This is a genomic window from Devosia enhydra (assembly GCF_900119845.1).
GTDB lineage: Bacteria > Pseudomonadota > Alphaproteobacteria > Rhizobiales > Devosiaceae > FPKU01.
Map to the genome: position 1 here is coordinate 1,409,516 of NZ_FPKU01000001.1, position 15,842 is coordinate 1,425,357.

Below are 15,842 nucleotides of genomic sequence, written 5' to 3' on the forward strand. Positions count from 1 at the left end.
TCTTGCTTGATCTCAGGTGATGACGCTGGGTTCGGTGCGTCCGGTGCGTTCGCGGATTCCGGCGATCCGGTCGGCCAACTCGATGAGGGAGTGGAGGGCCGACTGGGGGTCGAGATCGTGCTGTCCATGTGGGGGCTCATACCGTTCGAGGTAGACCCGCAACGTCGCCCCCACCGTCCCGGTTCCGGACAGTCTGAACACAAGCCGCGATCCGTCCGAAAACCCGATGCGGACGCCCTGTCTGGCGCTGACCGAGCCGTCGACGGGGTCGATATAGGTAAAGTCGTCGGCATAGGCGACGGTCTTGCCCTCGAGCGTGGAGCCCGCCAGCTGCGGCAGCTTTTCGCGCAGCGCCTGCATCAGCCCGTTGGCGGCGCCGGCATCGACTTCGTCATAATCGTGCCGGGTGTAGTAATTGCGCCCGAACTCGCGCCAGTGGCTCGTGACGATGGCATCGACGCTTTCGCGCCGCGCCGCGAGAATGTTGAGCCAGAGCAGCACGGCCCAGAGCCCGTCCTTTTCGCGCACATGGTTCGACCCCGTGCCCGCGCTCTCTTCCCCACAGATGGTGACGCGGCCGGCATCGAGCAGATTGCCGAAGAATTTCCACCCCGTCGGGGTCTCGTGCATCTCGATGCCGAGCTTTTCGGCCACCCGGTCGGCGGCGGCGCTGGTCGGCATCGAGCGCGCGATGCCCGCAATCCCGGCCCGATAGCCCGGCGCCAGAAGCGCATTGGCGGCCAGGAGCGCTAGGGAATCCGATGGCGTCACGAACCGGCCCTTGCCGATGATCAGGTTGCGGTCGCCATCGCCATCGGAAGCGGCGCCGAAATCAGGCCCGTCCGGGCTCATCAGCAGGTCGTAGAGGTCCTTGGCATAGACGAGGTTGGGGTCGGGATGCCCGCCGCCGAAATCGGGCGACGGCGTGCCGTTGATCACGGTCCCCTTCGGCGCGCCCAGCATGCCTTCAAGGATGGCCGTGGCGTAAGGGCCGGTTACCGCATGCATCGCATCGAACTTCATGGTGAAGCCGGAGGCGAACATGGCGCGGATGGCGTCGAAATCAAACAGCGTCTGCATCAGCGCCGCATAGTCGGCGACCGGGTCGACCACCTCGACCACGAGCCCGCCCGCCTCCTGCCGGCCGATGCGCGACAGATCGACATCAGCCACATCCGCCATCTCGTAGCGGTCGATCACCTGCGTGCGCTTATGCACCTCTTCAGTGAATTTCTCGGGCGCCGGCCCGCCATTGCCGACATTGTACTTGATGCCAAAATCGCCATCCGGACCGCCCGGATTGTGGCTGGCCGAGAGCACCAGTCCGCCCAGCGCCTTGTTGTGGCGGATGAGGTGGCTCGCCGCCGGCGTCGAGAGCAGCCCGCCCTGCCCCACGATCACGCGCGCAAAGCCCTTGGCCGCCGCCAGCTTGATCGCCTTCTGGATCACCTCGGCATTGTAATACCGGCCGTCCCCGCCGATCACGAGCGTCTCGCCCGCCACATCGGGCAGCGTATCGAAGATCGCCTGGATGAAGGCCTCGGCATAATGGGGCTGCATGAAGACGCTGGTGCGCTTGCGCAGGCCAGAGGTGCCCGGCTTCTGGTCGCCGAAGGGCGTGATATCAGTCTTGCGTATGCTCATGTGCCTCAAGTCCCAGGAGACGGCGATAGAGATCGGCATAGTGCCGGGCGCTGGTCGCCCAGGATACGTCCGATACCATCCCGCGGCGCTGTATTTTCTGCCAGATCTTCTGGTCGCGATGGAGCCCGATGGTGCGGGTGATGGCATCCGACAGCGCCTCGGCGGTCGCTGGCGAGAACACGATGCCCGTGGCAACCCCAGCCTCGACCGCCGCCAGATTGGCGTCGATCACCGTATCGGCGAGGCCCCCGACGCGCGCCACCAGCGGCACGCAGCCATAGCGCAGCCCATAGAGTTGCGTGAGCCCGCAGGGCTCGAAGCGCGAGGGCACGAGCATCACGTCGGCCCCGCCCTGGATCAGGTGCGATAGCTGCTCGTCATAGCCGCGCACGAAGCCCACCCGGCCCGGATAGCGCAGCGCCGCATCGGCGAAGCCGGCTTCGAGCACCGGATCGCCCGAGCCCAGCACGCAGAGCGTCGCGCCCTGCATCACGAGGCCGTCGACCGCCTCGAGCAGCATGTCCATGCCCTTCTGCCAGGTCAGCCGGCTGACCACGGCAAAAAGCGGCCCCGGCGTATGGTCGAGCCGGAAGCGCTCGCGCAGGGCGGCGGCATTGGCCGCCCGTCCCTCGATCGCGGTCGCGTCATAGACCTGGCGCAGCGCCGGATCGGTCGCGGGGTTCCACGCGTCAATATCGATGCCGTTGATGATGCCGTGCAGATCGCCCGAGCGCGAGCGCAGCAGACCCTCGAGCCCCATGCCATATTCAGGCGTCATGATCTCGCGCGCATAGGTCGGGCTGACCGTCGTGATCGCATCGGCATTCTGCAACGCCGATTTGAGGTACCCGATGCCGCCGAAATACTCGATCGCGCCATCCGAGGCGGCTCGGAAATCCATGCGCAGATCGTGGAAGATGTCCCAGCCGAACTGCCCCTGGAACGCGATATTGTGCACCGTGTGCACGGTCTTGACCCCGGTGGGGGCATTATAGGCGATATAGGCGGGCACCAGCCCCGCCTGCCAGTCATGCCCATGCACGATGGCCGGGCGATAGCCCGCCACCGCCCCTCGCGCCAGTTCATAGGCGGCGTAAGAGAGCGCGGCGAAGCGCCGTGCATTGTCGGGCCAGTCCCGTCCGTCGGTCCCCAGATACGGGCTGCCCGGCCGCAGGAACAGATGGGGCGCGTCGAGCACGAAGAGCGACAGCCCCTTGGCCTCGCCCGAAAGCAGCCGCGCCGTGCCGCCGAAATAGTCCGGCATGTCGAGCACGATCTCGGCCGTCTCGAGCGCCGCGGTCACCGCCGGATAGCCCGGCACGAGGGTGCGCATCCGCACACCCTCCGAAGCGAGCGCACCCGGGAGCGCGCCCGCGACATCGGCCAGACCGCCCGTCTTGACGAGCGGGTAGAGTTCGGAGGTGACCGAGACAACCTCGATCATCTGCTGGCCAGGTAGCGATCGATCATCGGCTGGGTGATCAGCGTCACCCCTTCATCGGTGCGTCGGAACCATTTGCGGTCGAATTCCGGGTCCTCGCCCACCACAAGTCCCTCGGGCACGTTGACGCCGCGATCGAGCACCACCTTGCGCAGGCGTACCCCGCGACCGATCTCGCAATAGGGCAGCACCACCGCCTCATGCAGTTCGGAATAGGAATGCACCTTGCTTCCGGTGGAGAGCAGCGTGCGGTTCACCGAAGCGCCCGAAACGATGCACCCGCCCGACACAAGCGAGGCCACCGCCTGCCCGCGCCGTCCGTCGAGATCGTGGACGAACTTGGCCGGCGGGGTGATCTCGGCATAGGTCCAGATCGGCCAGTCCCGGTCGTAGAGGTCGAGCTGCGGGAGGGGGTCGGTCAGGTCGATATTGGCCTTCCAGTAGGCGTCCACCGTGCCCACGTCGCGCCAATAGGCCACGTCTTCGTTGGCCGACCGCACGCAGGAGCGGTTGAACCGGTGCGCCCAGGCCGAGCCGTTCTTGACGAGATAGGGAATGATGTCCTTGCCGAAATCGCGGCTCGAGCCTTCGGTCGCCGCATCGCGCCTGAGCTGGTCCATCAGGAACCGCGTCTCGAAGACATAGATGCCCATCGAGGCCAGCGCCATGTCCGGCTTGTCCGGAATGCCCGGCGGATCGGCCGGCTTTTCGACGAAATCGACCACCCGGTCGCGACCGTCTACATGCATCACGCCGAAGCCGCGCGCTTCGAGCCGCGGCACTTCGAGGCAGCCGATCGTCACGTCTGCGCCGGTGTCCACATGCTGGCGCAGCATGATTTCATAGTCCATCTTGTAGATATGGTCGCCTGCCAGCACCACGATGTAGCGCGGACCATAATCCTGGATGATGTCCATGTTTTGGTAGACCGCATCGGCGGTACCGGCATACCACATATCCTCGCGCACCCGCTGGCTGGCCGGCAGCACGTCGAAACTCTCGTTTCGCTCGGTGCGCAGGAAGTTCCAGCCCCTTTGCAGGTGCCGGATCAGGCTGTGCGCCTGATACTGGGTTGCCACCGAGATGCGCCGGATACCCGAATTCAGCGCATTGGAGAGCGCGAAGTCGATGATGCGCGACTTGCCGCCGAAATAGACGGCAGGCTTGGCGCGGCGGTCGGTCATTTCATAAAGCCGGGTACCCCGACCGCCTGCCAGCACATAGGCCATGGCATCACGCGCGAGCGGTGAGGGTGTCCTGTAGTCGGCCATGCTCTCCTCCTTGGCCAAAAAAGCTGTTCAGCGGCCCTGATCGTCGTCCGCTTCAAAAACAAGATACAATGTCGCCAAAGGCGGCAGTGTGAAATCCGCATAGGCAGGCCATCCGCCATCCTTGGCCGGATGGGCGATGACGATGCCCTGATTGCCCGAATTGGATCCACCATACCAACCGGCATCGGTGTTGATCCGTTCCCGCCAACGCCCCGCTTTCGGCATCGGCACGCGATAGCCCTCCCGCGGAACCGGCGTCATGTTGGCGATCGCCACGACCGGATCGCTGCCCGGCGTCTGCCGCACCCAGGCAAAGACCGAATTGGCGTGATCGTTGCCGATGAGCCAGCCAAAGCCTTCCGGCTCGCAATCGCGCTCATAGAGCGCGGGCAGCCCGCGATAGGCGGCGTTGAGGTCCCCGATCAGCCGCCTAATGCCCTCATGCATGCTGGCATCGAGCAGCCACCAGTCGAGCCCCTTGGCCTCGCTCCACTCCTCGCGCTGGGCGAATTCCTGCCCCATGAACAAAAGCTTCTTGCCCGGCCAGGCCCACATGAAGGCGTAATAGGCCCTGAGCCCGGCAAATTGCTGCCAGTCATCGCCCGGCATCTTCTCGATCAGCGAGCCCTTGCCATGCACCACCTCGTCATGGCTGAGCGGCAGAACGAAGTTCTCCGAGAACCCGTAAAGCGCCGCGAACGTCATGTCGTGATGGTGAAACCGCCGGTGGATCGGGTTGCGGCTCATGTAGCGCAGGGTGTCGTTCATGAACCCCATGTTCCACTTGAACCCGAAGCCCAGCCCGCCCGCATGGGTCGGGGCCGAAACCCCGCTCCATGAGGTGGATTCCTCGGCGATCATGAAGGCGCCCGGATGCAGCCGGTAGGCCTCGGCATTCACCCTTTGCAGGAAGGCGACGGCCTCGAGGTTCTGGTTGCCGCCATGCTGGTTGGGCACCCATTCGCCCTGCTTGCGCGAATAGTCGAGATAAAGCATCGAGGCCACGGCATCGACGCGCAGCCCGTCGAGATGGAATTCCTCGAGCCAGTAAAGCGCATTGTTGACGAGGAAAGCCGACACCTCCCGGCGCCCGAAATTGTAGATCGCCGTGTTCCAGTCCGGGTGATAGCCCTGTCGCGGATCGGCATGCTCATAGAGCGCCGTGCCATCGAACCGGGCCAGCCCGTGCTCGTCGGTGGGGAAATGCGCCGGCACCCAGTCGAGGATCACCCCCAGCCCTGCGGCATGGGCGGCATCCACGAAGCGCTTGAACCCCGCCGGATCGCCGAAGCGCGCCGTCGGCGCATAAAGCCCGGTCGGCTGGTAGCCCCAGCTCGGATCATAGGGATGCTCGGTGATCGGCAGGAGCTCGATATGGGTGAAGCCGAGATCCTGCGCATAGGGAATGAGCTGCTCGGCCAGCTGGTCATAGCTCATGAAGGTGCCATCGGCGCGCCTCCGCCAGCTGCCCAGATGCACCTCGTAGATGGCCATGGGCGTGCGTCGCCAGTCCCGCTCGGCGCGCCGCTCCATGTAGTCGGCATCGGTCCAGTCGAACGGCGTCGGGTCTGCGACCACCGAGGCGGTCTTTGGCCGCATTTCAGACTGCCGCGCATAGGGGTCGGCCTTGAGCGGCAGCAGCGTGCCGTCGGCGCCCACGATCTCGTATTTGTAGAGCGTGCCGGGCCCGACCCCGGGCACGAACACCTCCCAGATGCCGGTGCCGAGCCTCAGCCGCATGGCGTGCCGGCGCCCGTCCCAGTCATTGAAGGGCCCGACCACCGAGACGCGCCGCGCATTGGGCGCCCAGACAGCGAAATGCACCCCCTCCACGCCCTCGAAGCTGATGGCATGGGCCCCGAGCTTGTCGAAGAGCCGCAGATGGCTGCCCTCGGCGATGTAATAATCATCCATCGGGCCCAGCACGGGCCCGAAGCTGTAGGGGTCCTGCACGCTCCACTCGCCGCCGGCATTGCTGGCGCGATAGCGGATGGGCTGGCGCTGCGTGATCGCGACCTTGCCCTCGAAGAACCCCTCGGCGTGTCGACGCGTAAGCGCGCCCAGCGCCGTGCCGTCCGCCGCGAAGGCCTCGAGCGTCTCGGCATGCGGCACGAAGGCCCGCACCACCCAGCCGTCCGGGGTTTCCTGCAGGCCCAGCACCCCGAACGGATCGGAGTGCCGGCCTGCCACGATTGCGTCGACGGCCTCTGCGTCCGCCTGCCACCCAGCCTTGGACATCGCCATCAGGTCCTTGCCACCGGCACGTTCCAGATATCCTCGGCATATTGCCGGATCGTCCGGTCCGACGAGAACCAGCCCATATGGGCGGTGTTGCGGATCGCCATCGCCCACCAGCGCCGCGGATCGCTCCAGATGGCGTCGACCTTACGCTGGGCCGCCGCATAGGCATCAAAGTCGCGCGCCACCATGAACCAGTCATGGTCGTAAAGCCCGCCCACCAGGTCGCGATAGCGGTTGGGATCGTCGGGCGAGAACACCCCCGAGGCGATCGATTCCAGCGCGTCCTTGAGGGTTGGCGAATTGTCGATCACCGAGCGTGGCACCTCGCTGCGGCCGCGCTTGTCGGCCACCTGCTGGGCGGTGAGCCCGAAGATCACCATGTTCTTGTCGCCCACCTGTTCGAGCATCTCGACATTGGCGCCATCGAGCGTCCCTATGGTGAGCGCGCCATTGAGCGCGAACTTCATGTTGCCGGTGCCCGAGGCTTCCATGCCGGCGGTCGAAATCTGCTCGGACAGGTCTGCGGCGGGGATGATGGTCTCGGCGAGACTGACATTGTAGTTTGGCAGGAAGACCACCTTGAGAAGGCCGCGCACCGCCGGATCGCCATTGATCACGCGGGCTACGTCGTTGATCAACTTGATGATCAGCTTTGCGTTCCAATAGCCCGGCGCCGCCTTGCCCGCGAACACCTTCACCCGCGGCACCCAGGCCTTCTCGGGATGCGCCCTTATGGCCGAGTAGAGCGCCACCGCCTCGATGATGTTGAGCAGCTGGCGCTTGTATTCGTGGATGCGCTTGATCTGCACGTCGAACATCGCGTCGGGCGACACGACGACATTCATCCGCTGCTTGATGAGCAGCGCCAGAGCCTCCTTGTTGGCGCGCTTCACCGCCGCGAACTGCTGCTGGAAGATCGGATCATCGGCATGCGCATCGAGCGCCGTCAGCTTTTCGATATCGTCGAGGAAGTCCGGCCCGATCCGCTCGGTGATCAGCTTGGTCAGCCGCGGATTGCACTGCATCAGCCAGCGGCGCGGCGTCACACCGTTGGTCTTGTTGTTGATGCGCTCGGGATAGAGCCTGTGCAGATCCGAGAACACCGTTTGCTTCATGAGCTCGGTGTGCAGCGCCGAAACCCCGTTGATCGAGTGGCTGCCCACGAAGGCCAGCTGCCCCATCCGCACCCGGCGCGTGCCGTGCTCGTCGATCAGCGAGATGCTGGCGATCTGCCGGTCGTTGAACCCCGCCCTTTCGCGCGCCTCGGTCAGCACTTCGGCATTGATCGAATAGATGATCTGCATGTGGCGCGGCAAAAGCCGCTCGAGCAGCGCCACCGGCCAGCTTTCGAGCGCCTCGGGCAACAGCGTGTGGTTGGTATAGCCGAAAACCCCGCGCGTCAGCGTCCAGGCCTGCGCCCATTTCAGCCCGTGCTGGTCCATCAGGATGCGCATCAGTTCGGCGACCGAAATGGCCGGATGGGTGTCGTTGAGCTGGATGGCCACCTTGTCGGCCAGCGAACCCAGGTCGCCATATTGCTGCAGATGCCGCCGCACGATGTCCTGCAGCGAAGCTGAGGAGAAGAAGAACTCCTGCCGCAGCCGCAGCGCCTGCCCGGCCGGGGTTGAATCGGCAGGGTAGAGAACGCGCGTAATCGCTTCTGCCTTCGCGCTTTCTTCCAGAGCGCCGATATGGTCGCCCGAGTTGAACCGGTCGAGCAGGATCGGGTCGATCGGCTGGGCGCTCCACAGCCGCAGCGTGTTCACGCGCGCGCCGCGCCAGCCCACGATCGGGGTATCGAAAGCCACCGCCAGAAGGTGTTCGGACGGCCGCCACTCATGCCGCAGCGACCCGTCGGGCTCGGTAATGGGCTCCACATGGCCGCCAAATCCGATTTCATAGGCGCTTTCGCGCCGCTCGAACTCCCACGGATTGCCGTGTGCCAGCCAGTCCTCGGGCAGCTCCACCTGCCAGCCTTCGCTCATCTCCTGCCGGAAGAGCCCGTGCGCATAGCGGATGCCATAGCCATAGGCCGGAATGCCGATCGAGGACATGGATTCGAGAAAGCACGCCGCCAGCCGCCCAAGGCCACCATTGCCGAGCGCCGCATCGGGCTCGAGGCTGATCAGATCGCCAAGGTCGACCTTGAGGTTTTTCAAAGCCTGCTGCACGGGCTCCATCAGGCCGATATTGCTCATGGCGTCCCGCATCAGCCGCCCGATGAGAAATTCGAGGCTGAGGTAATAGACGCGCTTGTGCGAGGTGCGCCACGTCTGCCGGCTCGACTCCATCCACTGGTCGATCACGCGGTCGCGCACCGCGAGGATGGTGGCCTTCAGCCAGTCATGCGGGCGCGCAACGATCGGATCCTTGCCGACCGAATAGGTCAGCTTCTCGATAATCTCGGACTGCAGCGCCTCAGCGGTGAGCGCACGGGGCTCGGGGCGGGGCGCATCGTAGACGATTGGCTTTTGCATGACGCAATCCGGTTTTCATGACGATGTGTTCCCCTCGAACAACATGCAGTCTTGCACCAAACCGTCGCAGTGGGAAGTCCCGCCGCATTTCTGCCCAACACGCTTACTTTGCAGGCGCCATCCCTGCCTGCTTGTCGAGCACCACCGGCTCGCTGGGCCTGGCTGTCACGCCGCTTTCGCGGGCCTGATCCTCGGCATTGGAGAGCAGCAGCCCCTTGCCGGCCTGCAGGCCGCCCAGCATCTGGGCCTCGAAGCGGCGCATGTCGTTCTCGCGCACCTGCTCCATCACGTCGGCGATCTCGTCATCGGTGGCGCCCAGTTCGCGGATGGTCTCGGCCCCGAAGACCAGCGCCGATTCGAGCAGTTCGCGCTTCTGGAAGGTCACGCCCAGCTTTGCGAGCGCTATGGCATGGCCGCGGTCATAGGCACGCGCCATCACCTTGGCGAGCGGGAATTCGTGCCGCACGAGCTCGGCGATGCGCAGCGCCGCCTCCTTGTCGTCGACACAGATCAGGATCACCGCCGCATGCCCTGCCCCGGCGGCGCGCAGCACGTCGAGCCGCGTGCCATCGCCATAATAGACCTTGAAGCCGAACTGCGAGGCCGCCCGGATCATGTCGGTGTCGTTGTCGATGATCGACAGGCGATGCCGCATCCGCAGCAGCGGCTGGCTGGCGATCTGCCCGAACCGGCCGAACCCGATGATCAGCACCGCTTCGCTCAGCCCGTCCGCCACCTCGATTCCATCCATCGAGGGCGAGGCCGAGCGCGGCATTATCAACCGCATGCCCGCCACCGCCAGCGGCGTCAGCACCATCGAGATGATGATCGTCGCGGTGAAGATCGCGTTGGTCTCCCCGTCGATCAGCCCGGCCGACTGCGCCGTCGTATAGAGCACGAAGGCGAATTCGCCGCCCTGGGCCATCAGCACGGCCCGTTCGAGCGCCTCGCCATGCGATGAGCGCAACAGCCGCGCCACCGCATAGATCACGGCGGCCTTGAGCACCATGAACAACGCCACCGCGAGCGCCACGAGCTGCCGGTTGTCCCCCACCACTGCGAGATCGAGCGACATGCCGACCGCAAGGAAGAACAGCCCCAGCAGGATGCCGCGGAACGGCTCCACATCGGCTTCGAGCTGATGCTTGAAGGTCGAGGTCGAAAGCATCACCCCGGCGAGAAACGCGCCCATCGCCATCGAGAGCCCGCCCAGCTGCATGATCAGCGCCGCGCCCAGCACCACCAGCAGCGCAGCGGCGGTCATCACCTCGCGCGCCTTGGATGCGGCGAGCAGCGAAAACACCGGGTTCAATATCCACCGTCCCGCCGCCACCAGCGCCAGCACGGCGCCCAGCGCCACCCCGATCCCGATCATGCGCGTCGACATGTCGACATCCCCGGCCGAGGGCGCGAGGATGGCGACGAGCGCCAGAAGCGGCACGATTGCGAGGTCCTCGAGCAGCAGGATGGAGACCATCTTCTGCCCGTTGGGCTGGCTCAGCGATCCGCGCTCCTGCAGCATCTGCATCACGATGGCTGTCGAGGTCAGAACGAAGCCGAGCCCGAACACGAAGGCCACGGCCGGCGCAAATCCCAGCCATATGCCCACGAAGGTCAGCACCGCGCCGCAGGCACCGACCTGGATCATGCCCAGCCCGAAGATCTGCCGCCTCAGGCTCCAGAGCTTGCGCGGCTCCATCTCGAGCCCGATGATGAAGAGGAACATCACCACCCCGAGTTCGGCGGCATGCAGCACGGCCAGCGGGTCGGCGATCAGCCTCAGCCCATAGGGGCCGAGCGCGAGCCCGGCCGCCAGATAGCCCAGCACCGAACCCAGCCCCAGCCTGCGGAAAATCGGCACCGCGATGACGCCGGCGGCGAGCAGCGCCACCACCGGAACCAGGTCGATAGCCCCGTGGGCCGCCTCCGCTGCATGCGCCACTGCTTCGCCGGCCATCATCGTCCTCGCTGGGTTCTGGCGAAGACATGCCTCCGCCGCGAAAGGCGGTCAAGGCTTCATCGCAATTTTACGATGAAAGCCAATTGCCCTCGCTGGCGCGACCGGGCCTGTCGGCCGCCTAAATGCCGCATTCAGGCCGGGTTCAGGCCCGCTTTGCTTTTCTCATCGCCATCGAACGGAGCGAAACATCGCCCCGTCAAGCAGAGGGAAACAGAACCATGTCGAAGATCAAGTCTACGGCCGTCGCCGCACTTGCCGTGGCCGGCGTGCTGATGTCCGCCGCCGCCGCGCTCGCCGACTCCCCCGCCGTCGCCACCAGCGCGGTCAATGTCCGCACCGGTCCGGGCACCGGCTATGCCGTGGTCGGGCAGCTCAGCGCCGGACAGAACGTCAACGTCCTCCAGCAGCAGGGCAGCTGGTGTTACGTCCAGGCCCATGTCAGCGGCTGGTCGTCCTGCTCCTATCTCGCGGCCGGCGGTGGTGGTGGCGGTGGCGGCGGTGGCGGCGGTGGCGGCTCGAACCCTGAAATCCCCTTCAATTTCGGCGTCACCGTCGGCCCCGGCGGTCCCTCGATCTCGTTCGGCGTCGGCAACGCGCCCCCGCCGCCCCCGCCGGCTGCCAATCCGCGCGTCTGCTTCTACAAGAACAGCAATTTTGGCGGCCAGCAGTGGTGCGTGAACTCCGGCACCAATGTCGCCAATGTCGGCGGCGGCTGGAACAACACCATCTCCTCGGTCCGCGTCTATGGGGGCGCCTCGGTCCAGGTCTGCAAGAACCCGGGCTATGCCGGAGGCTGCACGGTCTATGCCAACAACCGCGCCAACCTCAATGGCGGCTTCAACAACAACATCTCGTCCTTCCAGGTCTACTGATCGCAGCGTCCAGGCGTCCCTCACCCAACCTCTCGAAAGGCGAGGGACGCCCACCGATCGCCCCCTCTCCGGCGTCATTCCGGCAAAAGCCGGAATCCAGTTTGCCATGCTCACAGCAACACAAAATTCTGCGCCCCCGGCAAAGGCCCCCTCACCCGGCGCTACGCGCCGACCTCTCCCCCAAAGGGAGAGGTGGTGCGAGAGCCTTTCAGACGGTGCAAAGTAGACACGAAGGCCGGTCCTTACCTCTCCCTTCGGGGGAGAGGTCGGCCGAAGGCCGGGTGAGGGGGCCTTGCCCCAAGTTCCGACCTATCGTCAGCCTTCCCCCCACCCTTGCACCCCCTCCACAACCAGTGCATCATTGCAACTGGTTGTTCTGGAGACTGCATGCTCGATACCGCCCGGTCCGGTTGCCCCATCAATCTCTCGCTCGAAGTGTTCGGGGATCGGTGGAGCCTCATCGTCATCCGCGACATCATGTTCGGCAATCGCCGCCATTATCGCACCCTGCTGACGCGGTCGGAGGAAGGCATCGCCTCCAACATCCTTGCCGACCGGCTGAAGCGGCTGGTCGCGCTGGGCCTCCTCACCCGCGCCGACGATCCTAGCCACAGCCAGAAGGCCATCTACTCCCTCGCCGAGCCGGCGATAGAGCTCGTGCCCGTCTTCGCCCAGCTCGGTGCCTGGGGCCGGCGGCACCTGCCGGTTTCGGCCGAACTTTCCATCCGCGCCCAGCTGCTCGAGGAGGGTGGTCCCGCGATGTGGGCGGCCTTCATGGATGAGCTGCGCGTCATCCATCTCGGCGCCACGCCGGAACCGGGCGCCCGCTCGGTCATTGCGGAGTTGACCGCGGCCTATGACAAGCTGGTGAGCGCGCGCGCCGCCGATGCGCTCCCCCCTGACAAAGCCTGACACACGCCCTATCTATCGGGTTCGCTTCCGACCAGATCCGGAGACCACCATGGCCACGTCGAAGAAGGCCCCCTCGGCCGAATTTTCAATCGACGATTTCCTCTCCGAGATCGAGAAGGGCGAGGATATCGCCGCCAGCAAGCCCCTGCCCCAGGAGCGGCTGCGCAACAAGCGTGCCCTCGACAACGCCGCCCGCCGCGCCGCCGAAGCACAGGATGCCCTGATCGCCAAGGCCGATGGCCCGCTGCCGACGCCCAAGCCGCGCAAATCCTCGAAGCCTCATTCTGACGAGGCGCAAAACGCCGTCTCGAAGCCTCATCCTGAGGAGGCGCGCAGCGCCGTCTCGAAGGACGAGGCCCCCTCGGCAAAGCCCAAGCGCTCAGCTGCCACCGGCATGTCGCTCAAGGCGCCGAAATCCAGGGCCAATTCCGTCGAGCGCCCCGCCAATCTCGATGGCTTTTCCGAGCCGGCGCAGGCCGGCTTCGGCCATGTCGCCTCTCGCGCCACCCGAGACAAGGTTTCCGCCCGCGACATCTCGCGCGCTGCCGCCAAGGATCCCGACACCATGGAGCAGATGCGCGGCGCCCTCGCCAGCGCCCGCTCCAATATCGGCACCACGCCGATGCCCTCGGGCACCCAGCAGGTGGCGAAAATCGGCACCGAGGTCGGCAATGTCGGCATTTCCGCCACCGTGCGCGCGCTCGAGCAGATCATCCTGCATGGCCGCAAGGAGGTGGAGGGCAATGATGCCTGGCGGCCCCACCGCCCGGCGCGGCCGCCCAAGGCCGGCGGCGGCATTCCGTTCCGCTTCGTCTCGCCCTACGAGCCCAAGGGCGATCAGCCCACCGCCATCGCCGAGCTGGTCGAGGGCGCCAATAATGGCGAGACCGACCAGGTGCTGCTCGGCGTCACCGGCTCGGGCAAGACCTACACCATGGCGCAGACCATCGCGCGCACCGGCCGCCCGGCGCTGATCCTCGCGCACAACAAGACGCTCGCGGCCCAGCTCTATGGCGAGTTCAAGGCTTTCTTCCCCGACAACGCGGTCGAGTACTTCGTCTCCTACTACGATTACTACCAGCCCGAGGCCTACGTTCCGCGCACCGATACCTATATCGAGAAGGAATCGACCATCAACGAGCAGATCGACCGGATGCGCCACGCGGCCACCCGCGCGATCCTCGAGCGCGACGACGTCATCATCGTGGCCTCCGTTTCCTGCATCTACGGCATCGGCTCGGTGGAAGACTACACCGCCATGACCATCGATCTGGCCAAGGGCCAGCGCATCGACCAGCGCGAATTCCTGCGCGCGCTGTCGCAGCTGCAATACAAGCGCGGCGATGCCGGCTTCACCCGCGGCACCTTCCGGGTGCGGGGCGATACCGTCGAGCTGTTCCCCGCCCACTATGAGGATGCCGCCTGGCGCATTACGCTCTTTGGCAACGAGATCGAGTCCATCGCCGAGTTCGATCCGCTGACCGGCAAGAAGAGCTCCGATCTCAACGCCATCCGCGTCTTTGCCAATTCCCACCACGTCACGCCCCGCGCCACCCTCACCGGCGCGATCCGCGAGATCCGGATGGAGCTGGCCGCCCGCCTGCAGGAGCTCAACGGCGCCGGCCGCTTCCTCGAGGCGCAGCGGCTCGAGCAGCGGACACTCTTTGACCTCGAGATGATGGAGGCCACCGGCTCGTGTGCGGGCATCGAGAATTATTCGCGCTACTTCTCCGGCCGCCGGCCCGGCGAGCCGCCGCCGACGCTGTTCGAATACCTGCCCGATGACGCGCTCGTCTTCGTTGATGAGAGCCACGTCACCATCGGGCAGCTGGGCGCCATGTATCGCGGCGATCTCAGGCGCAAGGCGACGCTGGCCGAATATGGCTTCCGCCTGCCCTCCTGCATGGATAACCGGCCGCTCCGCTTCGAGGAGTGGAACGCCATGCGCCCGCAGACCGTCTATGTCTCGGCCACCCCCGGCAGCTGGGAGCTTGAGCAGAGCGGCGGCACCTTTGTCGAGCAGGTCATCCGGCCCACCGGCCTCATCGATCCGCCCGTCGAGATCCGTCCCGCCAAGACCCAGGTCGATGATGTCGTCGACGAGATCCGCAAGACGGCCGCTACCGGCTATCGCACCCTGGTCACCGTGCTCACCAAGAAGATGGCCGAGGATCTGACCGAATATCTGCACGAGCAGGGCCTCAAGGTCCGCTACATGCATTCCGATATCGACACCATCGAGCGCATCGAGATCATCCGCGATCTGCGGCTCGGCGCCTTCGACGTGCTGGTGGGCATCAACCTGTTGCGCGAGGGTCTCGACATTCCCGAATGCGGGCTCGTCGCCATTCTCGATGCCGACAAGGAGGGCTTCCTGCGCTCCGAGACGTCACTGATCCAGACCATCGGCCGCGCCGCGCGCAATGTCGATGGCCGGGTGGTGCTCTATGCCGATGGCATGACCGGTTCCATGGAGCGCGCCATAGCCGAAACCAACCGCCGGCGCGAAAAGCAGGTGGCCTATAACGAGGCCAACGGCATCACCCCGCAATCGGTGCGCTCCAACATCCACGACATCGTCGACAGCGTCTACGAGCGCGACCATGTCTCGGTGTCGATCGGCAAGGGCAAGGACGGCAAGGAAAAGATCGTCGCCGGCGACAATCTCGCCGCCGTCATCAAGGATCTCGAACGCGAAATGCGCGAGGCCGCCACCAACCTCGAATTCGAGAAAGCCGCCAAGCTCAGGGATGAGGTCAAGCGGCTCCGCACCATGGAGCTAGATGTGCTGGAGGGAACAGTCGACTAACCGAAAGCGCAGACCTCAGAGGAGATCGCAGCAAAAAGGAAACTGGACTCCTTCGGGCGGTGGCTATTAGAACTGGGATCAGCGCAGAAGTGCGGTATCGCAACGCTTCTAACCTTAGCCGGACAGTCAGACGGACCTCGTCACCTCCAGCTATTTTGGTCAATTTCACTAGCACCTTGAGGTGCCGATAAAAGACCTATTCTAACTGCCGACCC

The 15,842-nt window shown here is 65.3% G+C and carries 9 protein-coding genes; 3 read left to right on the forward strand and 6 right to left on the reverse strand.

Annotated elements, in window-relative coordinates; genetic code table 11:
* Positions 1 to 12 precede the first annotated feature (12 nt).
* From BT183_RS06850 to BT183_RS06875, 6 genes are all read right to left on the reverse strand, one after another.
* Positions 13 to 1,644, reverse strand: coding sequence for an alpha-D-glucose phosphate-specific phosphoglucomutase (locus tag BT183_RS06850; protein ID WP_072340172.1), 1,632 nt, complete (start codon positions 1,642 to 1,644; stop codon positions 13 to 15).
* A complete protein-coding gene (gene glgA, locus BT183_RS06855; RefSeq protein ID WP_072341683.1) occupies positions 1,625 to 3,085 on the reverse strand; it encodes a glycogen synthase GlgA in 1,461 nt (486 codons plus the stop codon). Before glgA ends, BT183_RS06850 begins: the two co-directional genes overlap by 20 nt.
* Entirely contained in the window at positions 3,085 to 4,356 is a 1,272-nt protein-coding gene (gene glgC / locus BT183_RS06860; RefSeq protein ID WP_072341680.1) for a glucose-1-phosphate adenylyltransferase, read from the reverse strand. Before glgC ends, glgA begins: the two co-directional genes overlap by 1 nt.
* Positions 4,357 to 4,383: 27 nt before the next feature.
* Complete coding sequence (glgB, locus tag BT183_RS06865) at positions 4,384 to 6,600, reverse strand: 1,4-alpha-glucan branching protein GlgB (protein ID WP_072340174.1); 2,217 nt, start codon at positions 6,598 to 6,600, stop codon at positions 4,384 to 4,386.
* Complete coding sequence (locus BT183_RS06870; protein WP_072340176.1) at positions 6,600 to 9,074, reverse strand: glycogen/starch/alpha-glucan phosphorylase; 2,475 nt, start codon at positions 9,072 to 9,074, stop codon at positions 6,600 to 6,602. The genes glgB and BT183_RS06870 overlap by 1 nt, the downstream gene beginning before the upstream one ends.
* Before the next feature lie 103 nt (positions 9,075 to 9,177).
* Positions 9,178 to 11,031, reverse strand: coding sequence for a monovalent cation:proton antiporter-2 (CPA2) family protein (locus BT183_RS06875; protein WP_072341686.1), 1,854 nt, complete (start codon positions 11,029 to 11,031; stop codon positions 9,178 to 9,180).
* A gap of 221 nt (positions 11,032 to 11,252) precedes the next feature.
* Between BT183_RS06875 and BT183_RS06880 the strand changes: the two genes are divergently transcribed.
* From BT183_RS06880 to uvrB, 3 genes are all read left to right on the forward strand, one after another.
* Entirely contained in the window at positions 11,253 to 11,906 is a 654-nt protein-coding gene (locus BT183_RS06880; RefSeq protein WP_072340178.1) for an SH3 domain-containing protein, read from the forward strand.
* Positions 11,907 to 12,293: 387 nt separating this feature from the next.
* A complete protein-coding gene (locus BT183_RS06885; RefSeq protein WP_072340180.1) occupies positions 12,294 to 12,818 on the forward strand; it encodes a winged helix-turn-helix transcriptional regulator in 525 nt (174 codons plus the stop codon).
* Between the two features lie 49 nt (positions 12,819 to 12,867).
* Positions 12,868 to 15,627, forward strand: a complete 2,760-nt coding sequence (uvrB, locus tag BT183_RS06890) for an excinuclease ABC subunit UvrB (protein WP_280173919.1) — start codon at positions 12,868 to 12,870, stop codon at positions 15,625 to 15,627.
* Positions 15,628 to 15,842 lie beyond the last annotated feature (215 nt).

Coding starts and splice junctions, on each gene's coding strand:
- BT183_RS06850 (WP_072340172.1), bottom strand. CDS start 1,644: ATGAGCATACGCAAGACTGATATCACGCCCTTCGGCGACCAGAAGCCG.
- BT183_RS06870 (WP_072340176.1), bottom strand. CDS start 9,074: ATGCAAAAGCCAATCGTCTACGATGCGCCCCGCCCCGAGCCCCGTGCG.
- BT183_RS06880 (WP_072340178.1), top strand. CDS start 11,253: ATGTCGAAGATCAAGTCTACGGCCGTCGCCGCACTTGCCGTGGCCGGC.
- glgC (WP_072341680.1), bottom strand. CDS start 4,356: ATGGCCGACTACAGGACACCCTCACCGCTCGCGCGTGATGCCATGGCC.
- uvrB (WP_280173919.1), top strand. CDS start 12,868: ATGGCCACGTCGAAGAAGGCCCCCTCGGCCGAATTTTCAATCGACGAT.
- BT183_RS06875 (WP_072341686.1), bottom strand. CDS start 11,031: ATGGCCGGCGAAGCAGTGGCGCATGCAGCGGAGGCGGCCCACGGGGCT.
- glgB (WP_072340174.1), bottom strand. CDS start 6,600: ATGGCGATGTCCAAGGCTGGGTGGCAGGCGGACGCAGAGGCCGTCGAC.
- BT183_RS06885 (WP_072340180.1), top strand. CDS start 12,294: ATGCTCGATACCGCCCGGTCCGGTTGCCCCATCAATCTCTCGCTCGAA.